Raw genomic sequence first — 18,882 nt, 5'->3', positions numbered from 1 at the left:
GTCTGCCGAGTCCGCCGCGGAAACACACATCGACCCCACGGGTTTCAGTAACCTTTCGTGTTGAATCAGTGGCGTGAAGTTACGGAATCCAGGCCGGTGAAGCCCGCAACTGCGCGGTTCCCCAGGTCACGAAGCGGCCAGATGGCCGATTTCCGCGCGTTCGTTAATAGGCCTGAAACATTCCGATTCCGCTCTCGGCCGACTGCTTGGTGACCCCTTGTGTTCATGGAACGGTCGAGTAATCGTCATTACATGATTACGACCGAGCAGACAGAGAAGCTTCGCGGCTGGTTCGCAGGCCGGCTGCCCGACGACCTCTTCGAGGAACTGACCGAGATCACGGTCGACCGCGAGGAGATCACCGTGATCGGCCGCATCCCCGCACCCCGGCTGGCCGAGGACGCCCCGGCCGCCGAGCGGGAGGCGGCCCTGGAGAGCCGGGCCCAGGAGTTCCGGGAGCGCACCCGCGAGGACCGGATGGCCGTGGCCCGCGAGGCCGAGCACCGGTTCCGCCGGAAGGTCTCCTGGGGCGTGGAGTGCGGCGGGCGGCGGACGCTCTTCACGCACGTGGCCGCGCCGGTCATGACGCGGCTGCGCCAGCCGGAGCGCCAGGTCCTCGACACCCTGATCGCCGGCGGCGTGGCCCGCAGCCGCAGCGACGCGCTGGCCTGGTGCGTACGCCTGGTCCAGCGTCATACGGACGACTGGCTCACGGAGTTGCGCGACTCCCTGGAACACGTACAACGCGTCCGCTCCCAGGGCCCGGACACCGAGCCGGGGTCCGCACCGCACACGGACGAGGAGTGACCCGTTGCCGGGCCCTTCGGCTCCCTTGCCCGTATGACCGGCCACACCACCGGACCCTCGGCCCATACCGCTCGGTATCCTCGCCCAACGGCACGGTCTCGACGAGGAGACGACGAGAGGCGGGCGTACGGTGGGCAAGCACTGGGCGGACTTCCAGTACGAGATCTATCTGAACGGGATGTCGGGCGCCGTACCGCGCCTGCCGACCGATCTGACCCGGCTGGAGGAGCTCGCCGAGCAGCGGCTCGGACCCGGTCCGGTCGGGTATGTGGCGGGCAGTGCGGGCAACGGCAGTACGGCCCGCGCCAACCGGGCGGCCCTGGAGCGCCGCAGGATCGTGCCGCGCATGCTGCGGGACGTGCACGAGCGGGACCTGTCGGTCGAGGTGCTGGGCCGCGCACTGCCCGCCCCCCTCGCGCTGGCGCCGGTCGGCGTGCTGTCGATCATGCACCCGGACGCCGAGCCCGCCGCGGCCCGGGCCGCCGCCGCGCAGGGCGTGCCGTACATCCTGTCGTCCGCGTCCAGCACCCCCATGGAGCAGGTCGCCGAGGCCATGGGTGATGCCGAGCGCTGGTTCCAGCTGTACTGGCCGAAGGATCCGGAAGTGGCCCGCAGCTTCCTGAACCGGGCCAAGGCGGCCGGGTTCACCGTGCTGGTCGTCACCCTGGACACACCGCTGCTGTCGTGGCGGCCCCGCGATCTCGACCAGGCGTACCTGCCGTTCCTGCGCGGGGTCGGGACGGCCAACTACTTCTCGGACCCGGCGTTCCAGGCGGGTCTGGCCGAGCCGGTGCACGAGGATCCGAACGCGGCCGTGATGCACTTCGTCGGGATGTTCTCCGACCCGGCCAAGAGCTGGCCCGACCTCGCGTTCCTGCGGGAGAACTGGGACGGCCCGATCGTCCTCAAGGGCGTCCTGCACCCGGACGACGCGCGACGGGCCGCCGACGCCGGCATGGACGGCGTGATCGTCTCCAACCACGGCGGCCGTCAGGTGGCCGGATCCGTCGCGGCGGCCGACGCGCTGCCCCGCGTGGCGGAGGCGGTGGGCGACCGGCTCACCGTCCTGTTCGACAGCGGTGTCCGCACCGGTGACGACATCTTCAAGGCTCTCGCCCTCGGCGCCCGCGCGGTCCTCGTCGGCCGTCCGTACGTCTACGGCCTCGGTCTCGACGGCAGGCCGGGCGTCGAGCACGTCATCCGCTGCCTGCTGGCCGAACTCGACCTCACCCTCGCCCTCTCGGGGCACGCGACGCCGAGCACGGTCGGCCCGGACGACCTCGTCGAGGACCGGACCTGACGGCGACGGGCTGCGCCGCGTGTCCGCAGCGCAGCCCCGATCGGGCCAGGGGAGCCTTCGTCAGGCGGTCCGGCCGTCGGTGAGCGTCACCTGGCGGGCCGCCGGGTCGTCCTGCTCCTCGATCGACAGGGAGCCCTCCGTCGTCGGCAGGGGCTCCGGCCGCCAGCGCTGGGCGTCGGAGGTGCGGTCGCGCACCTTGACGACGAGGTCGGCCTCCGGGTCGTCGTCCGCCGGGGCGAGGGCGAGCTGCTCGTCCCAGCGGGGCAGCAACTCCCCCTGCACGGTGAGGTCGTAACGCACGTCGTCGCCCCGCTCGGCATCCTCGTCGGCGCAGGTGCCGAGGACGACGACACCGGCGTCCTTGTGGGAGTCCAGACACAGCCCGGGGTCGGCGACACTGCGCAGCAGCCCGTCCTCCTCGTACGTCCACTGCTGGGTCCACACCGCCGAGCACTCCGCCAGCTTCGTGCCCGAGCCCTCCTTCGGCAGGTCCCTGATGTCGAGGCACAGGTCGGCACCGGCGTTGCGCAGCCGCGTCACACCGGGCGCCGAGGGAAGCCCGGCGGTGCCGGGCGGCGTCACCGACGTCGGGCCCTTGCCGCCGTCGGCGCTGTTGGACCCGGCCGGGTCGGCCTCCCCGCCGTCGTAGGACGACGCGCTGATGATGAGCACCGTCGCCAGCACCCCGGCCGAGACCGCGCCGACGCCCGAGAGCAGCGCACGTGAGGAGCGCAGCGCCTGCGGAACCCGGCGGGCGGGCACGGGAAGCCGGGACAGCAGACCGTGTCCGCCGCCCCGCCGTCCGCCACCGCGCCGGCCGGTGCGAGCGCCCCGGCTCCCGTGCGACGCGCGTCCCGGGCGCGAGTCGAGGTAGCGCCGGGCGCCCCAGCCGAGTACCGCCTCGGCGGTCAACGGCCCCAGCGGGCCCTCGAAATGGCTCAGTTGTTCCGCCGCGCTCCGGCAGTAGCGGCACTCGTCCAGATGCTGCTGGACATCCGGCAGGAGTGCGCCGCCCCGGCGGATCGGGACGTCGAGGAGGCGGTTGTAGAAGCGGCAATCCTGGGTGGGAGCGAGTTCACGATGGGCATGTACACAGCCTTCGCGGAATTTGTCCCGCGCCTGTTCGAGGGCCGCCGCCGCGATGTCGGTGTCCATCCCCAGCAGCCCGGCCGGGACGCTTAAAGGATCGGCCTCGACCTCGACATGCCACAGCAAACAGCGCGAGGCGGCGGGAAGTGCCTGGAATGCCCGCTCCGCGAGGATGCGATTTTCGGGCGTCATGGACGTCGCCGCGCGCAGCCCGCGCCCTCCGGCCGGTTTCTGCAACGCGGGCAGAACGGCCGATATTCGATCGTCGCCGGACCACTCGCGGATCGTGTCGCGCACGGTCACCAGAAGGGCCGGGCGCAGCGCGACGGCCGACTCGCCGAAGGCGAGGCGGTTGAGGGTCCGGTGGAAGGCGGTTCCGGTCACCATCGCGGCGACCTGCGCCGACGAGGCGAGACAGATCACCGCGTAGTCGTGCACCGGCTGGTAGTGCCGCGCCATCAGCAGCGCGACGGAATGGGCGGCGACCTCGCCCTCCGGGCTGCCTCTCAGCGGAGCGGCGAGTGATTCATCGGATTCCGCCGGATCCCCGCCGGGCGGGGGATACGGAGGACGAGGGGGGTGGGGGGTGGGCACTGAGATGGTTCCTTCCCACGCATGTGACACACAGAGGTCATGCCGCCGAAAAAGGAGGCCCGGTTGGTGCGTACCTCTTTTGGCGCGGCGCGGGAGGTGCGAATTCACCGACGGTGAATCGGACGCGGTCCACAAATCACGTGCGACACCCGGCCATTCCCCCCGCACGCGTGTTTCACTCTTCCACAACCCCCTCACGGCCAACAAGGCACCCGGACAACATCCCCGCCATTGACAGAAAGTCAGAAACGGGGAACGGATGCACGCGGCTCGCACCCGTTTTCGACATTTCCCTGCGGCCCGTGTGAATCGGGCACCGTGCCCGCTCGTCCGTTCCTCAGATCTGCCAGGAACGCAGCCGGTCCGCCGCGCCGTACACGTCGGTGGTGCCGGACAGCAGGTCGCGCGCGAGGTCGACGAGGGCGCCGTAGGGCGGGTCGATGCCGACGCCGCTGACGAACATGTACGCCACGGCGGTCGCGCAGGCGAAGCGGGCGTTGGCCGAAGGCAGCGGCCGGAGCACGGTGATGGTGTGCAGCAGCGCGGCGGCCCGCCAGGCGGGGTCGGAGTTCACCCCGAGGCGCGGCGGGTCGACGCGGTGCCGGGCGACGGCGGCGACCAGCGCGGAGAAGTCGTTGACGGTGGGCTGGTCCGGCAGGACCTCCTCATGGCGCTGAAGCAGCCAGGGCACGTCGATATGGATCACGGGCGCCATGAGTCAGGCGGCCCGCCCTTCGCCCTTGGCGGGCGGTTCGTCGTCGGGGAACGCGGCGGCGAACTCGTCGGCGTGGGTGGAGAAGAACCGGCGGAATGCCTCCGCGCCTTCCTGCAGGGCCCGGTGGCGGGCTATGTCGGCCGCGGCCGCCTCCCGCACGAGCGCCTTCATGGACGTACCGCGCTCCTTGGCGATCTGCCTGAGGTCCTCAAGTTCGCGGTCGCTGAACTCCACGTTGAGAGCTGGCATGCCTTCACGGTACCGCTCGGGTACTGACTCGTAAATACCCCCAGGTCAGCACCGGTGCCGAGGGGTACCGGGGCGGTGGTCGGCCTGAGATGTGGGTCACATCGGGCCGGGCGATGTCACATTCCGGGGCCCTGCCCGGCTCGCAGGGGTGAGCGCGCCAGAGGAGGCCCCCGCATGACCGAGAGCTCCGTACCCGGCACCGGCACCCCGCTCGACACGGCGACCGGGGTGTTCGTCGACCATCGCGAGCTGCTGTTCGGCGTCGTCTACAACATGCTCGGCAGTGTCGCCGACACCGAGGACGTCCTTCAGGAGACATGGCTCTCCTGGACGGCCCGCGGCGGCGGCGCTCCCCTCGCCGGTGTCGACAAGCCGCGCGCCTACCTCGTCCGGGTGGCCGTCAACCACGCGCTGCGCCGCCGGGCCGTGATCAGCCGCCGGCGGGAGACGTACATCGGCCCGTGGCTGCCCGAGCCGCTGGTCGCCGACGACACCGGAACCGCGGAGGACCCGGCCCTGCGTTCGGAGTCGGTGTCGCTGGCGATGCTGGTGGTTCTGGAGTCGCTGACACCGCTGGAGCGGGCCGTGTTCGTGCTGGGTGAGGTCTTCGGCTACCCGCATGCCGAGATCGCGCAGATCATCGACCGCTCCCCCGCCGCCGTACGGCAGTTGGCGCACCGGGCCCGGGAGCACGTGCAGGCGCGGCGGCCCCGGTACGAGGCGCATCCGCGGGTGCGGCGGGAGGCGACCGAGCGGTTCGTGCGCGCGGCGCTCGGCGGGGACATCGCCGAGCTGATGGAGGTCCTCGCACCCGACGTCACGGCGTGGACGGACGCCGGCGGCAAGCGCCGGCGGGCGAGCCTGCGCCCGGTGCACGGCCGGGACAAGGTGACCCGTCTGCTCACGGCCGGCCGGGGCGGTCCGGACCACCCCGTCTGGCGCTACCGGCGCGTGAACGGCGACGACGCGGCGGTGCTGTTCGACGGTGACGCGCCGTTCGCCGTCCTGGTCCTGGACCTCACCCCGGAGGGCGACCGGGTGCGCGGCATCTATGTGGTGGCCAACCCGGACAAGCTCGCCCACCTGCCCGCGGCGCAGGACGACCGGTGGGGCGCAGGTCAGGAGTGAGCGCGGCAGAACTCCCGGACGGTCCGGTTGAACGGCTCCGGCGCCTCGATGTTGCTGAGGTGCCCGACGCCGGGGAGGACGATCAGCGTGGCCCGAGGGACCGCTTCGAGGAACTGACGGGCGACGGTCTCGACGGGTGAGCGCGCGTCGAGCTCGCCCCACAGCAGCAGCGTCGGCACCTCGATCTTCGGCAGCAGATCGCGCTGGTCGGCCTCGGCCATGACGGTGAGCTGGGTCCGCATGCTCCGGGGCCGGGCGTCGGCCGACATCACCGACAGCAGGCGTACGGCTTCGGCGGGCGGCTGCCCGGCGAAGAGACCCGGCACGGTCGGGGCGAACGCCTCGGCCGGGACCGCGAGCATCCGTTCCGCGCCCTCGACCCGTGCCCGCACGTCCGCCGCCGGCAGTGAGCCCTTCCAGCCGGCGTAGGTGTCGACGAGGAGCAGTGTCCGCACGAGCTCGGCGTGGTGCCGGTAGAGCTCCAGCACGACGGTCCCGCCCCAGGACAGGCCGAGGACGTGGGCCGGGCCGAGGTGCACGTCCTCGATGACGGCCGCCAGGCAGCGGGCGTAGTCGGCCAGGGTGAAGGAGAGCGGTACGTCGGAGGAGCGGCCGGCGCCCGGTTCGTCCCAGGCGACGACGGTGAACTCGTCGGCCAGGTCCTCGGCCTGGCCACCGAACAGCCGGGCATCCGTCGTGGCGCCGTGCGCGAGCACGAGGGGCGGGCCCCGGCCCACCCGGTCGTACGCGACCTCGATGCCGTCGACCCGCACCGCTGGCATGACACCAGGCTACGCGCGCGTGCCGGGGGCGTCCTGTCGGCGGACTCCCCCGGCACGCGGCACCGCCGTCCGGTCCCTATGCCTGGTCCGCCACGAAGGAGGCCATGCGGGTCAGGGCGGCGTTCCAGTTGATCGTGTGCTCGTTGGTCGACCAGGACTGGATGTCGTCGATGTAGCAGAACTGGCCGACGCAGCCCTGGAGTTTGCTCTGTGCGTAGGGGTCCTGGATGCTCGAGTTCGGCCCGCCCGCGAGGGTGCCCTTCGGCGGGGCGGGCTGGTTCGGGTCGAGCTGGCGGGCGTACCAGCGGCTGTGCTGGTTCTGTGCGCTGACCTCGCCGTAGCCGGTGACGTAGGAGATGTTCAGAGCGTTGCGGCCCAGGATGTAGTCCATGCTCTGCAGCGCGCCGTCCCGGTACTTCGAGGCGCCGGTGATGTCGTACGCGGTGGCGAGGACGACCGCGTTGTTGAGCACCTGGTGACTGGAGCCCCAGTCGTAGGTGTTGCCGTCCGGCGCGTACGGCATGCCGTAGGGGTGGGCCTTGAGGGTGGCCAGGTAGCGGTCGGCGCCCTGGACGACGGACCGGCGTACCGCGTCCCGGCCGGGCAGCCTGTTCGGCACCGTGGCGAGGTCGAGCCGGCCCGCGGCCCCGGTCCGGGCCCAGTCGAAGCCGAGGGGCTTGAAGAGGTCGGCCGTGTGGACCGGGGACTTCAGGACGTACTCCTCGAACGGCTTCTCCCCGGTCGAGAGGTACAGCTCGGACGCCGCCCAGTAGAAGTCGTCGGTGACGTCGCTGTCGGGGTAGGCGCCGCCGCCGATGCCGTCGCTCTCGGAGGCGAGGCGGCCGGGGTGGGCGAGCGCCGCCGACCAGGCCTTGCGGGCGGCCGTCAGAGCGCGGTCGGCGAACGCCTTGTCGTAGGGCCGGTACATCCGGGCCGCCTGCGCCGCCGTGGCGGCCAGGTTGAGGGTGGCGGCGGTGGACGGCGGGTGCAGTTCGCGCTTCTGCGGGTCGTCGCTGGGCAGCAGGGGAAGCCCGGTCCACTGCTCGTCGTGCATCTTGTGGTGGGCCATGCCGGCCAGCGGCTTGCCGTCGGGCACCTGCATCTTCAGCAGGAACTCCAGCTCCCAGCGGGCCTCGTCGAGGATGTCCGGGACCTTGTTGCCGCTCTCCGGGATGGCCAGGGCGCCGTCCCCGAGCTTGTCGGCCTGCCCGGTGCGGGCGTGCCGGGCGCGTTCGTAGGTGCTCAGCAGTTCCCAGGTGGAGATGCCGCCGTTGACGACGTACTTGCCGTGGTCGCCCGCGTCGTACCAGCCGCCGCTGACGTCGAGGGTGTAGTCGCACACGCCGGGCTGGCAGGGCACGGAGGTGTCGCCCTTGTTGGGTGCCACGCCCACGTGACCGGCCGGGCGGCCGTAGCCGGGCCGCAGGTCGTCGCGGATCGCGAGGCCGCTGCGCTGTGTGTAGTAGTACTTCGCGGAGTCCAGCCGGAGCCGTTCGTAGACGTTCGCTCCGATGTCGAAGGGGCGGCTGGTCTCGCCGTCGGCGACGAGTCTGAAGCCCGCGCCCTTGGAGCGGAACGTGCCGAAGTCGATCGAGTGGACGTTCTGCCCGGAGGAGGCGTCGACCCCGCGCGGCAGGGTCGTTCCCCGGGCGACCACCGTCCCGGCGGAGTTCTTGAGCTGCCAGGGCAGCTTCGCCGTGGCGTCGGTGACCAGGGTGGCGTTCTTCGGGCCGGCCGGAAGGTAGCCGACCTGGTTCACGCGGACCCGGGGCCCGGTGTCGGGCTCGTACGGTTCGGGCGCCACCCCGCCCAGCAGCGAGACGTCGTCCATGCAGAAGCGCCAGGCGTCCGCACTGCCGCCGAGCTGGAAGCCGACCTGTCCCTGCGCGGTGTCGACGGGCGAGGTGAAGGTGTACGAGTAGGTGTCGCCGGAGACGCTGAGCTGCGGTGTCACCTCGTGGTAGGTGTCGTAGGGCGACACCGACAGGCCCACGATCGCCCGCACCACGTGCCCGGCGGGTGTCCCGGTCGCGCTGAACGAGAAGCGGTACGACTCCCCCTTCACGAGGGTGATGTCGTTCTGCCCGACGGCGGCGTCCCAGCGGTTGGCGGTGCCGCCGGGGACGTCGGCGCAGAGCCGGCCGTCGGACAGGCCGGCGGTGACGTTGCTGGTCGTCCACCAGGGGTCGGTGGTGGTGTCGAAGGTCCCGTTCCTGACCTGCTCGACCTCTTCGGCCCCGGCCGGCGTGGAGGGCAGCGCGGTGAGAGCGGTCGCGAGCAGGGCCGTCAGGGACAGCAGGGCGGTTCTGCGTCGTTTCACGTCTGGGCTCCTCAGGGAGGTGCGGGCGGCGCTCGGCATGGGAGCGCTCCCAGATGCGGACGCAAGCCATGGTTGTGGCTGATGTGACACTCCGTCAACGGTCCGGACGGGACTGGCTGTTCACCGCCCGTCCGGACCGGGGCGGCCTAGAGGGTGTCCAGCCGGCTGATGCGTATCGCGCCGCGCGCCTCGTCGGGGTGGCGGCTCGTCAGGGTGAGCCGGATCCGGGAGCCGCGGAGGGGCCTGAAGGTGATCGCGGTGGGGGCGTCGGAGGCGGCGGCCCAGCCGATCTCGGTGTCCCGCGCGGCCTGCCACGCCCGGCCGTCCCACACGGCGACCTCGATCGTCGCGGGCAGGCTGTGCGTTGCGTCCACCGTGAAGGAGACGTCCACCCGGTCGAAGCCGCGGGTGCGCCCGTGGTCGACCGAGACCCAGTCCTCGGCCCGCGCGCCGTCGAAGGCCGGCAGCAAGGGCGTGGCCTGCTTGAAGAAGCCGTTGGACCAGCCGGTGGCCGGATCGCCGTCGAGCATGGCGGCGGGCAGGGTGTCCGGGCGGCCGGAGTAACCGGCATCCGCGTGCGGGTAGGCGGGGGCAGCCGGATGCTCCGGCCCGAAGGCGCGCGGGGTCGTTTCGGCCCGGCCTGCGGCCGGGGTCGCGCGTACGGTCGCCGTGCCGGTGCGCAGACCCTCGCTGCGGGCGGTCACCTTCACCGCGCCGGCCTTCGTGCCGGACCGGACGATGGCGAGGGCCTTGCCGTGGAAGGCGGTCCGGGTGCTCGCCTGGTAGCGCTCGGCGCTCTCCTGACGGCCGTTGTCGAGCCCGGCGAGGGAGCCGCCCGACACCTCGAAGGAGAGCAGGTGCTCCGCGCCGGGCACCACCACACCGCGCCGGTCGACGACCTCGGCGGTCACGAAGACCAGGGAACGGCCGTCCGCGGCGAGGGACGTGCGGTCAGCGGTCAGGCGTATCGCGTGCGGGGCTCCGGCGGTGCGCAGCACGTCGGTGGCGACCACCTTGCCGCCCCGCCGGGCGACGGCCTTCAGCTCTCCGGGCTCGAAGGGCACCTTCCAGGTCAGGTGGAGCTTGCCGGCACTGCCGTTCGGGCTGGTGTAGCTGCCGGGGTAGGGGCCGTCGGTGAAGGTCTTGTCGTCGCCGGTCGCCTCGGTCGTCTCCAGGTAGCTGCGGCCGTCCACGGTCTTCTTGGTGTCGAAGCGCCGTACGCCCAGGGACCTGCCGTTGAGGTACAGCTCGACGGTGCCGACGTTCGCGTACGCCCAGACCTCGACCGTGTCGCCCTTGTCGTGGTTCCAGGTCATCGGCAGCAGGTGGACCATCGGCTCACCGGTCCACTGGCTCCGGAAGAGGTGGTACATGTCCTTCGGGAAGCCGGCCGTGTCGACCGCGCCGAAGAACGACGCCTTGACCGGGAAGACGTCGTACGGCGTGGGCTCGCCGATGTAGTCGATGCCCGACCACAGGAACTGCCCGGCGAACCACTTGCGGTCCCGGTCCTTCTTGTGGCCGTACTCGCCGCTCATCGTCCAGGAGGCGAGGTTGTTGTCGTAGGAGGAGGTCGCGCGCCGGCCCGGTGTGTGGTTCTCGCCGGTGTTGAGGTGCTCGGGCTCCTGGTAGGCGCCGCGGGTGGAGGTCTCCGAGGAGGACTCGGACTCGAAGAGGAACAGGTGCGGGTAGGCCGCGTGCAACTGGTCCACCGACTTGGCGGTGTTGTAGTTGAGGCCGAGGCCGTCCAGCTTGGCCAGCATGAGATCGGCCGCGGAGCCCTTGGCGGGCAGGCGGCGGTACTTGTCGGAGCCGATGACCAGCGGCCGGGTGTCGTCGGCGGCCCTGATCGCGTCGATGATCCGGTCGGCCATGGCGAGGCCTGCGGTGGAGGTGGAGTCGGGGACCTCGTTGCCGATGGACCAGCTCAGCACGGCGGGCGAGTTGCGGGCCGCCAGCACCATCTCGGTGGCGTCCTTCTCGCACCACTCGTCGAAGAAGCGGCCGTAGTCGTACCGGTTCTTGCCGGTGCGCCAGCAGTCGAACGCCTCCACCAGCATGACGACGCCCAGCTCCTCGCAGACCTGGATCACCTCGGGCGCGGGCGGGTTGTGGGAGGTGCGCAGGGCGTTGACGCCCATGGACCGCATGATCTCCAGCTGCCGGCGGACGGCGTCGATGCTGACGGCCGCGCCGAGTGCGCCCAGGTCGTGGTGGAGGTCGACGCCCTTGATCTTGTGGTGGGTGCCGTTGAGGAAGAAGCCCTCGTCCGGGTCGAAGCGGAAGGTGCGGAAGCCGAAGACCGTGCGGTAGGTGTCTGCGGTCCGGCCGCCGACACGCAGCTCGGTGTGCAGGGTGTAGCGGTGCGGGGTTTCGAAGTCCCACAACTCGGGGCGCCGCACGGTGAGTTCCTGGGTCGCGGTCCGCTCGGCGGGGACGGCCGCGGCGGAGGAGGTACGGGCGACCGTCCGGCCCTTGCGGTCGACGATCCGGGAGACGACCTCGACGTCGGCGGCGGTGCCCGAGGCGTTGACGACGGAGGTGGCGACCCGTACGAGGGCCCGCTCGGCGGAGACCTCGGACGTGGTGACGCGGGTGCCCCAGCGGGCCACGTGCACCGGCTCGGTGATCACCAGGCGGGCCTCGCGGTAGATGCCGCTGCCCGAGTACCAGCGGCTGCTGGGCAGCCGGTTCTGCACCTTGACGGCGATCACGTTCCCGGTGGTGCCGTCGGTGTGCACCAGGTCGGTGAGGTCGAGGGCGAAGCCGGTGTAGCCGTAGGGGTGGCGGCCGGCCTCCTTGCCGTTGCAGTAGACGGTGGAGTCCATGTAGACGCCGTCGAACTCCACCGAGATCCGCTTGCCGGCGAGGGCGGGCGGCAGGGTGAAGGCCAGGCGGTACCAGCCGAGGCCGCCGGGCAGGAAGCCGGTGCCGCTGGTGGTGCCGTGCTCGGTGGTGGGGGTCTGCTCGATGCTCCAGTCGTGCGGGACGGCGATCTCGCGCCATCCGGAGTCGTCGTGGCCGGGAAGGTGGGCGTCGGCATAGGAGCCGGTCGGGTCGCTGATGCCGCCCGGGTTCACCAGCGCGAAACGCCAGCCGTCGCGCAGTGCGACGGTCCGGCGACCGGACGTACCGCGCGCCTCGACGGCGGCCCACGCCTCCGGGGCGCCGAGCAGCGCTCCGGCCGCGGGTGTGGCCGCGGAGGCGAGCAGGACCGATCTGCGCGTGACCGACATGGCGGCTCCCTCATGAGGACTCAGAAGTACTCACAACTCATCGCGAACAAACAGATTCTGTCGACCTGTCACACATGACCGTCAAGGGTGCGGGAGCTTCCTTCTGCCCCAGGGCTCACTTCGACCGGATGTGCACCTTGCCTCCGGCCGCGCGGCCGGCACGGGGGTTACCGGTCCACGTCGGGTGCCTACGGACTACGCTGGAACTCAACTGGCTTCCCTGTTCACTGTGAGTGTCCGCATGGAGTCGCGACGATGAGCCCGGACGAGGTGTTCGACGATGGCTTGGCCGCCCGTGCCGTCATCGCCGTCGACGGCACGCTCACCGAGTGGAGCGAGGGCGCCCGCCGGCTGCTGGGCCACACCGCCGCCGAGGTCGTCGGCCGCCCGGCCGCAGCGCTGCTGGCCGAGGGCACGGACCTCCCGTCCGTGCCGGACGACTCCCGCTGGAGCGGCACCCTCACCCTGCGCCACCGCGACGGCCACCCCGTGTCCGTCTGGGTGCTGGCCCATCGCAGGCCGCCCGACGGGCCGAAGACGACCGAGTGGCTCGCGGTGTCCCCGCCGGAGGCCACCGGCTCCGGACCGGCGGACGACCCGCTGGTGCGCCTGGCCCTGACGCAGTCGCCCTGCGCCACGATGATCTTCGACGAGGGACTGCGGCTGCGGGGCGTCAACGAGGCCATGGCGGACCTCCTGGGACTGCCCGCCGGGCGGATGCTGGGCCTGAAGCCCACCGACGTCGGCAGCCGGCCGCAGAACGCCGAGCTCGAAGAGAATCTGCGCGAAGTGCTGGGCACCGGCCGGCGGCAGGACATGCAGACGTACATGAAGGCCACCGGCGAGAGCAGGGCCGCACACGCCTGGCTGGCCCGGATGGCGCCGCTCACCGACGGGACCGGCCGGGTGCGCGGCGTGTGCGTGACGGCCCATGACTTCTCCGACCAGTACCGGTCACGGGAACGGCTCCAGCTGGTCAACGAGGCGAGCGTGCGCATCGGCACCACCCTCGACGTCACCCGGACGGCTCAGGAGCTCGCGGACGTGAGCGTCCCCGCGCTCGCCGACTTCGTCAGCGTCGACCTGCTGGAGGCGCAGGAGGCCGGCGGCGAGGCTCCCGGTACGCCGGCCCCGCCGGTGCAGCTGCGCCGGGCCGCCCACCAGTCGGTCAACCGGGGCAGCCCCGAAGCCGTCGTCAAGCCCGGTCAGGTCGACGTCTACCCGGAGAACTCCCCGCAGACCGCCTCGCTGGTCGCGGGGCGCACCGTCGTGGCCACGGGCTCCTCCGGCGACCTGGAGCAGTGGCTCGCCTGGGACCCGGTGCGCTTCCAGCGGGTCCACGAGTACGGCATCCACTCCACGATGTCCGTCCCGCTCCAGGCCCGGGGCACGACGCTCGGCGTGGCGGTCTTCACCCGTTTCCGGCGCCCCGAGGCGTTCACCGACGACGACGTGCTGCTGGCCGAGGAGGTCACGGCCCGGGCCGCCGTCTGCATCGACAACGCGCGCCGCTACTCCCGCGAGCGCGAGACCACCCTCGCCCTGCAGCGCAGCCTGCTGCCCCGCACCCTGCCGCACACCGCCGCGGTGGAGGCGGCCTCCCGCTATCTGCCGGCCATCCGCTCCGGCGTCGGCGGCGACTGGTTCGACGTGATCCCGCTGTCCGGGATGCGGGTCGCCATGGTCGTCGGGGACGTCGTCGGTCACGGCATCCAGGCCTCGGCCACCATGGGCCGGCTGCGCACCGCCGTGCGCACGCTCGCCGACATCGACCTGGCCCCCGACGAGCTGCTCACCCACCTCGACGACCTGGTCGTCCGGCTGTCCCAGGAGGCCGGCGGGGACAACGGCACCGGAGAGGTGGGCGCGACCTGCCTCTACGCGGTGTACGACCCGGTGTCGCGGCGCTGCAGCCTGGCCCGTGCGGGGCATCCGCTGCCCCTGCTCGTGCCGCCGGACGGCCCGGCCCGGCAGCTCGACCTGCCCTCGGGTCCCCCGCTGGGCGTCGGAGGGCTGCCGTTCGAGTCCGCCGAGGTGGAACTGCGGGAGGGCAGCGTCCTGGCGTTCCACACGGACGGGCTGCTGGCGAGCCGCGAGCGGGACCTCGACGCGAGCGGCCGGATGCTCCGCGAGGCCCTGTCGGCGCCCTCCGACTCCCTGGACGAGACCTGCGACCGCGTCCTGCACAGCCTGCTCCCGCCGGGCGGCTCCAGCGACGACGTGGCCCTGCTGCTGGCCCGCACCCGCGGCCTGCCGTCCGCCCAGGTCGCCACCTGGGACATCCCCGCCGACCCGGCGCTGGTGGCCCCCATCCGCAAGCAGGTCGTCGACCAGCTCGAACGCTGGGGGCTGACCGAGGCGACGTTCACCGCCGAGCTGGTCGTGAGCGAACTGGTCACCAACGCCATCCGCTACGGCGCCCCGCCCATCCGGCTGCGGCTGATCCATGACGCGGCCACCCTGATCTGCGAGGTGTCCGACACCAACCACACGGCCCCGCACCTGCGCCGGGCCAAGACCTGGGACGAGGGCGGCCGCGGTCTGCTCCTGGTCGCCCAGCTCACCCAGCGGTGGGGAAGCAGGCACACCGCCGAGGGCAAGACGATCTGGTCGGAGCTGGCCCTGCTCGACGACGAGATCTGAACGCGCCCGGCCAGGGGCCGGTGACGGGCGCCCCCCGACCGGCCCCTGGCCGGGACGGTGGGGGCCGCCGAGGGGCTCTTACCCACAGCTGGTTTCATGAGCGGGCACGAACGATCGCGTCCCGGAGGACCTCGCTCTGAACACCCTGCTCGCCGAAGTCCTGTCCGTGACGCTGCTGGCCGCCGTGCTGGTCTGGGCCGTCGCCCGCCCGAAGGGCCTGCCCGAGGCCGTGCTGGCGGTGCCGGCCGCAGGACTCGCCCTCGCCCTCGGCGTGATCTCGCCGGAGCACGCCTGGGAGGAGGTCCAGCGGCTGGGGCCGGTGGTCGGCTTCCTCGCGGCCGTGCTGGTACTCGCCCACTTCTGTGACGTCGAGGGACTGTTCACGGCCTGCGGGGCGTGGATGGCCCGCTGGGCCGCCGGGCGCCCCACCCGGCTGCTCACCGCGGTGTTCGCACTGGCGTCCGTCATCACGGCCGTGCTCAGTCTGGACGCGACCGTCGTCCTGCTGACCCCGGTGGTGCTCGCCACCGCCACCAGGATGGGCGTCCGGGCCCGGCCGCACCTGTACGCCTGCGCCCATCTGTCGAACACCGCCTCACTGCTGCTGCCGGTGTCCAACCTGACCAATCTGCTGGCCTTCACCGCGAGCGGGCTGAGCTTCACCCGCTTCGCGGCCCTGATGGCACTGCCCTGGCTGGTCGCGATCGCCGCCGAGTACCTGGTGTTCCGGCGCTTCTTCGACGAGGAACTGGCAGCGCCCCTCCCCTCCCCCCGACCCCGAGCGGCGTCCCGAGCCGCTCCCGCTGTTCGCCCTCGTCACGGTCGGCTGCACGCTCGCCGGGTTCGTGGTGGCCTCCGCGGTGGGGATCGAGCCGGCCTGGGCCGCGACGGCCGGTGCCCTGGTGCTGGCCGGGCGGGCGCTGCTGCGGCGGCGGGCGACGCCGCTGACGGTGGTGCGGTCCGCCTCCCCGGCCTTCCTCGCGTTCGTGCTCGCGCTCGGCGTCGTGGTGCGCGCGGTCGTCGACCACGGGCTCGCCGACGCACTGCGGCGTGTGCTGCCCGACGGGTCGGGCCTGCTCACGCTGCTGGGCGTGGCCGCGCTGGCCGCCGTCCTGGCGAACCTCATCAACAACCTGCCCGCGGTGCTGGTGCTGCTGCCCCTGACCGCCGGGGCCGGTCCCGGCGCCGTGCTGGCGGTACTGCTCGGCGTGAACATCGGCCCCAACCTGACCTACGCCGGATCACTGGCGACCCTGCTGTGGCGGCGGATCGTGCAGCAGCACGGGCACCGGGTCGGGCTCGGGGAGTTCACCCGGCTCGGACTGCTCGCCGTACCGGCCGCGCTGGTGCCGGCCGTGGTGGCCCTGTGGCTGTCCCTGACCGTGGTCGGGGCGTGAGCGCACGCCCGGTCAGCGGCGGCCGTCTCCCCCGTAGCCATAGCCCCCATAGCCGCCGTAGCCGCCGGGGCCGTAGCCGTAGCCGGGGTAGCCGTCTCCCGGGTTGCCGTACCGGCCGTCCTCGTCGCAGTAGTAGCCGTAGCGGTGGCAGGGCGATTCGGTGGCGGCCGGGCTGCTCGGCGCGGGCTTCGGTGCCGGGGAGGTCGCGGACGGCGTCGGTGAGGGCTCGGGCGTCTTCGACGGGGTCGGCGTGGGCGTGGTGCGCTGGGCCGGAACGGCCGCGTTCCAGTTGACGGCCTCCATCTGGAGGTCGGCCTTGGAGGTGTCGATCACCCAGCGCTGGACCTCGTCGTCCGTGCGGGCCTTGAGGACCAGGGCCCCCGAGCCGTTGGTCGCGGCCGGGGTCAGGGCGAGGTCCTGGTCCCAGCGGGGCACGAGGGCGCCCTGGAGGGTGAAGTCGTAGCGGATGTTCTTCGGGTCCGGCCGGGAGGCGCCCGCGCAGGGGGCCAGCCGCACCGAGTAGCCCAGCTGCGAGTCCAGGCACAGGTCGGGGGCGGCACCGTTGCGCAGCAGTCCGTCGGTCTCGTACGTCCACTGCTGGGCGGCGTCCGCGGAGCAGGTGGTGAGTTCGGCCTCGCCGTCCTCGACGGCCTTCTTGCCGTCGATTCCCACGCACAGGCCCGAGGCGACATTGTGCAGCCGCCCGCGCAGGGCGCCCTTCGCGGCCTCGTCCGCCCCGGCCCAGGAAGGGTCGGTGGTCGGCCCGCCCGCCTCGGAGTCGGGTGCTTCGCCGGAGGGCCGGTCGGCACCGGCCGGGGCATTGTCACCGCCGTTGCCGGTGGACCACAGGACCAGCGGCAGGACGACGAGGCCGCTGACCGTCAGGATGCCCACGGTGAGGTTGCGCCGCCGGGCGGCACGGCGGGCCGTCCTGTGGGCGGATCTTCGGGCTGCGGTCCGGGGCCCTTCGCGCCGGGGCCCCGGGGAGGCGGCGGCCTGCGGCGGCAGGGAGAGACCCGCACCGGTCGTGACCGGAGCGTGGGCCCTGTCGAGGGGTGTGCCCGCCCCCGCCGCCGCGGGAGGCGGCGGCACGGCCGCCGGGCCGCCCGGATCGGTGAACGACTCCCCGACGGTGCCGGCGAGGGCGACCGGGTCCGGGAAGGCCCCGTGCCCGTCTTCAGCCGGCCCGGGGAAGGGCGCACGCTCGGCCCGGACCGGATCCGGAGAGACCTGACGCCGCTCACGGGCCGGCTCGGGGAAGGACTCACGCGGCGGCCGGACCGGCTCCGGAATGATCTCGTACGCCATGCCGGCCGGGTCCGGGAAGACCTCGCGTGCCAGGGCCACCGGGTCCGGGAACAGCTCACGTGCCGCGGCGGCCGGGGTCGCGGCGGTGGCCGCACCGGCCGGACCCCCGGGCCTCCCGCGCTCCGCGGGACGCCCGCCCCCGGCGCTCTCCCCCGCCTCGTCCGCCCGGCTCTGTGCGTACGCCCGCCCGCCCCAGCCCAGCACCGCCTCCGAGAGGGCGGCGCCGAGGCCGTGGTTGAACTGGTCGAGCTGGTCGGCGGCTGCGTCGCAGTGCCCGCAGCCCTCGATATGCGCGCGTAGATCCGGGTCGAGGGCGAGACCCCCGCGCCGGTACGTCACGTCGAGCAGACGCAGATAGCGCCGGCACTCCTCGTCGGGGGCGAGTTCGCGGTGCAGCTGAAGGCATTCCTCGCGCAGCCGGTCCCGGGCCCGGCCCAGTTCGACGCGTGCGCCCTCCTCGTCCAGGCCGAGCAACCCGGCCGGGGACGTGAGGGGTTCGGCCTCGACGTCGACGTGCCACAGCAGGCAGCGGGCGGACTGGGGCAGCCGCTGGAAGGCCCCGGACAGCAGGCGCCGCCGCTGCGAGGGCAGCAGCCGGGAGGCGGGGCGCTCCCCCTCGCCGGTGCCGGTGAGCAACTCCGGGTGGAGCATGTCGACTCTGTGGTCACCGGCCCACTCGGCAGCGATGCGCCGCACGGTGACGAGCAGGTGGGACCGCCATGCGGAGGTCGGGCCGTTCTGGCGGAGGGTTTCACCGAAGAGCCGGGTGAAGGCGGCGGTGGTGAGGATCCCCGCGGAGCGCGGGCCGTCGGTGCACAGCCGGGCGTAGCCGAAGGCCGCCTCCCAGTGCCGGTCCAGCAGTTCGCCGACGGGGTGGAGCGCGGGCGTCGCCCCGGTCCACTTCCTGAGCTCCGCGCTCAGTTGCTCGTCCGTCGCGCCGAAGCTGCGGGCCGGGGCCGGGGAATTCGACGGGCCTGCGTCTTTCAAGGCTGCATTCCTCTCAAGGACATGCGGGGTAAAGTCCATACCAAGGGGTATGCCGGCTCGTCGGCCTCGCGCATACGAAAGAAAGGCGTGATGTGGGCACGCCGACAGGGCACACCTTTGCACAGGTCAGCGACAGGGAACAAGAGATCCAGCGGTTTCGTCCATTGCGTGCGCCGCCAGGGCCTTTTGACAAGATGTCAATCAGCGGAGTGAAAGGCATTTCCGTGGTGTCTGCCCCCTTTAGCGACGCGCATTTTGCCCGCCTCCCGAGGTGGCGCGGAAACCATTGAGCCACCTCCTGCACAGCAGCTCACACCGCCGGCCGCC

At 72.4% G+C, this 18,882-nt stretch carries 11 protein-coding genes and 1 pseudogene; 5 read left to right on the top strand and 7 right to left on the bottom strand.

The annotated features are described in order from the left end of the window. Positions 1-252 precede the first annotated feature (252 nt). Together abmR and RFN52_RS37320 are read left to right on the top strand one after the other, a co-directional pair. Positions 253-807 (top strand): ATP-binding transcription factor AbmR, encoded by a 555-nt coding sequence (gene abmR, locus RFN52_RS37325; RefSeq protein ID WP_184853343.1) that lies wholly within the window; start codon positions 253-255, stop codon positions 805-807. A 130-nt stretch (positions 808-937) separates the two neighbouring features. Beyond that, complete coding sequence (locus tag RFN52_RS37320; RefSeq protein ID WP_184853342.1) at positions 938-2,107, top strand: lactate 2-monooxygenase; 1,170 nt, start codon at positions 938-940, stop codon at positions 2,105-2,107. Between the two features lie 60 nt (positions 2,108-2,167). Here RFN52_RS37320 and RFN52_RS37315 read toward each other — a convergent pair whose 3' ends face one another. The 3 genes from RFN52_RS37315 to RFN52_RS37305 form a co-directional block, all read right to left on the bottom strand. Next, entirely contained in the window at positions 2,168-3,790 is a 1,623-nt protein-coding gene (locus RFN52_RS37315; RefSeq protein ID WP_184853341.1) for an RICIN domain-containing protein, read from the bottom strand. A gap of 337 nt (positions 3,791-4,127) precedes the next feature. Beyond that, the gene (locus tag RFN52_RS37310; protein WP_031110699.1) at positions 4,128-4,505 is read right to left on the bottom strand and encodes a hypothetical protein; all 378 of its coding nucleotides are present in this window, start codon (positions 4,503-4,505) and stop codon (positions 4,128-4,130) included. Positions 4,506-4,508: 3 nt separating this feature from the next. Then, positions 4,509-4,754, bottom strand: a complete 246-nt coding sequence (locus RFN52_RS37305) for a hypothetical protein (protein WP_062930854.1) — start codon at positions 4,752-4,754, stop codon at positions 4,509-4,511. Between the two features lie 174 nt (positions 4,755-4,928). Here RFN52_RS37305 and RFN52_RS37300 point away from each other — a divergent pair, with 174 nt between their 5' ends. Further along, the gene (locus tag RFN52_RS37300; protein ID WP_184853340.1) at positions 4,929-5,882 is read left to right on the top strand and encodes a sigma-70 family RNA polymerase sigma factor; all 954 of its coding nucleotides are present in this window, start codon (positions 4,929-4,931) and stop codon (positions 5,880-5,882) included. Here RFN52_RS37300 and RFN52_RS37295 read toward each other — a convergent pair. The 3 genes from RFN52_RS37295 to RFN52_RS37285 all read right to left on the bottom strand — a co-directional run bounded on the left by RFN52_RS37295 (position 5,873) and on the right by RFN52_RS37285 (position 12,220). Then, positions 5,873-6,664: an alpha/beta fold hydrolase gene (locus RFN52_RS37295; RefSeq protein ID WP_184853339.1), complete on the bottom strand. Its 792-nt coding sequence runs from the start codon at positions 6,662-6,664 to the stop codon at positions 5,873-5,875. The two genes, RFN52_RS37300 and RFN52_RS37295, sit on opposite strands and share 10 nt — an antisense overlap. A 76-nt stretch (positions 6,665-6,740) precedes the next feature. Next, a complete protein-coding gene (locus RFN52_RS37290; RefSeq protein ID WP_184853338.1) occupies positions 6,741-8,984 on the bottom strand; it encodes a glycoside hydrolase family 9 protein in 2,244 nt (747 codons plus the stop codon). Positions 8,985-9,130: 146 nt separating this feature from the next. Continuing rightward, the gene (locus RFN52_RS37285) at positions 9,131-12,220 is read right to left on the bottom strand and encodes a glycoside hydrolase family 2 TIM barrel-domain containing protein (protein ID WP_184853337.1); all 3,090 of its coding nucleotides are present in this window, start codon (positions 12,218-12,220) and stop codon (positions 9,131-9,133) included. 255 nt (positions 12,221-12,475) lie between these two features. On the opposite strand from RFN52_RS37285, the gene RFN52_RS37280 reads away from it, so the two are divergent. Both RFN52_RS37280 and RFN52_RS37275 read left to right on the top strand, forming a co-directional pair. Beyond that, a complete protein-coding gene (locus RFN52_RS37280; RefSeq protein ID WP_184853336.1) occupies positions 12,476-14,863 on the top strand; it encodes a SpoIIE family protein phosphatase in 2,388 nt (795 codons plus the stop codon). Between the two features lie 136 nt (positions 14,864-14,999). Then, positions 15,000-16,260, top strand: a pseudogene (locus RFN52_RS37275) (arsenic transporter). A gap of 12 nt (positions 16,261-16,272) precedes the next feature. On the opposite strand, the gene RFN52_RS37270 reads toward RFN52_RS37275, so the two are convergent. Beyond that, positions 16,273-18,555, bottom strand: a complete 2,283-nt coding sequence (locus RFN52_RS37270) for a ricin-type beta-trefoil lectin domain protein (RefSeq protein WP_311241149.1) — start codon at positions 18,553-18,555, stop codon at positions 16,273-16,275. Between the last annotated feature and the right edge of the window lie 327 nt (positions 18,556-18,882).

This window comes from Streptomyces collinus, assembly GCF_031348265.1.
GTDB lineage: Bacteria > Actinomycetota > Actinomycetes > Streptomycetales > Streptomycetaceae > Streptomyces > Streptomyces collinus.
Note: the sequence above shows the minus strand (reverse complement) of the source record. Positions and strands in the feature narration are given on the sequence as shown.

Coding starts and splice junctions, on each gene's coding strand:
- abmR (WP_184853343.1), top strand. CDS start 253: ATGATTACGACCGAGCAGACAGAGAAGCTTCGCGGCTGGTTCGCAGGC.
- RFN52_RS37310 (WP_031110699.1), bottom strand. CDS start 4,505: ATGGCGCCCGTGATCCATATCGACGTGCCCTGGCTGCTTCAGCGCCAT.
- RFN52_RS37305 (WP_062930854.1), bottom strand. CDS start 4,754: ATGCCAGCTCTCAACGTGGAGTTCAGCGACCGCGAACTTGAGGACCTC.
- RFN52_RS37300 (WP_184853340.1), top strand. CDS start 4,929: ATGACCGAGAGCTCCGTACCCGGCACCGGCACCCCGCTCGACACGGCG.
- RFN52_RS37295 (WP_184853339.1), bottom strand. CDS start 6,664: ATGCCAGCGGTGCGGGTCGACGGCATCGAGGTCGCGTACGACCGGGTG.
- RFN52_RS37285 (WP_184853337.1), bottom strand. CDS start 12,220: ATGTCGGTCACGCGCAGATCGGTCCTGCTCGCCTCCGCGGCCACACCC.
- RFN52_RS37280 (WP_184853336.1), top strand. CDS start 12,476: ATGAGCCCGGACGAGGTGTTCGACGATGGCTTGGCCGCCCGTGCCGTC.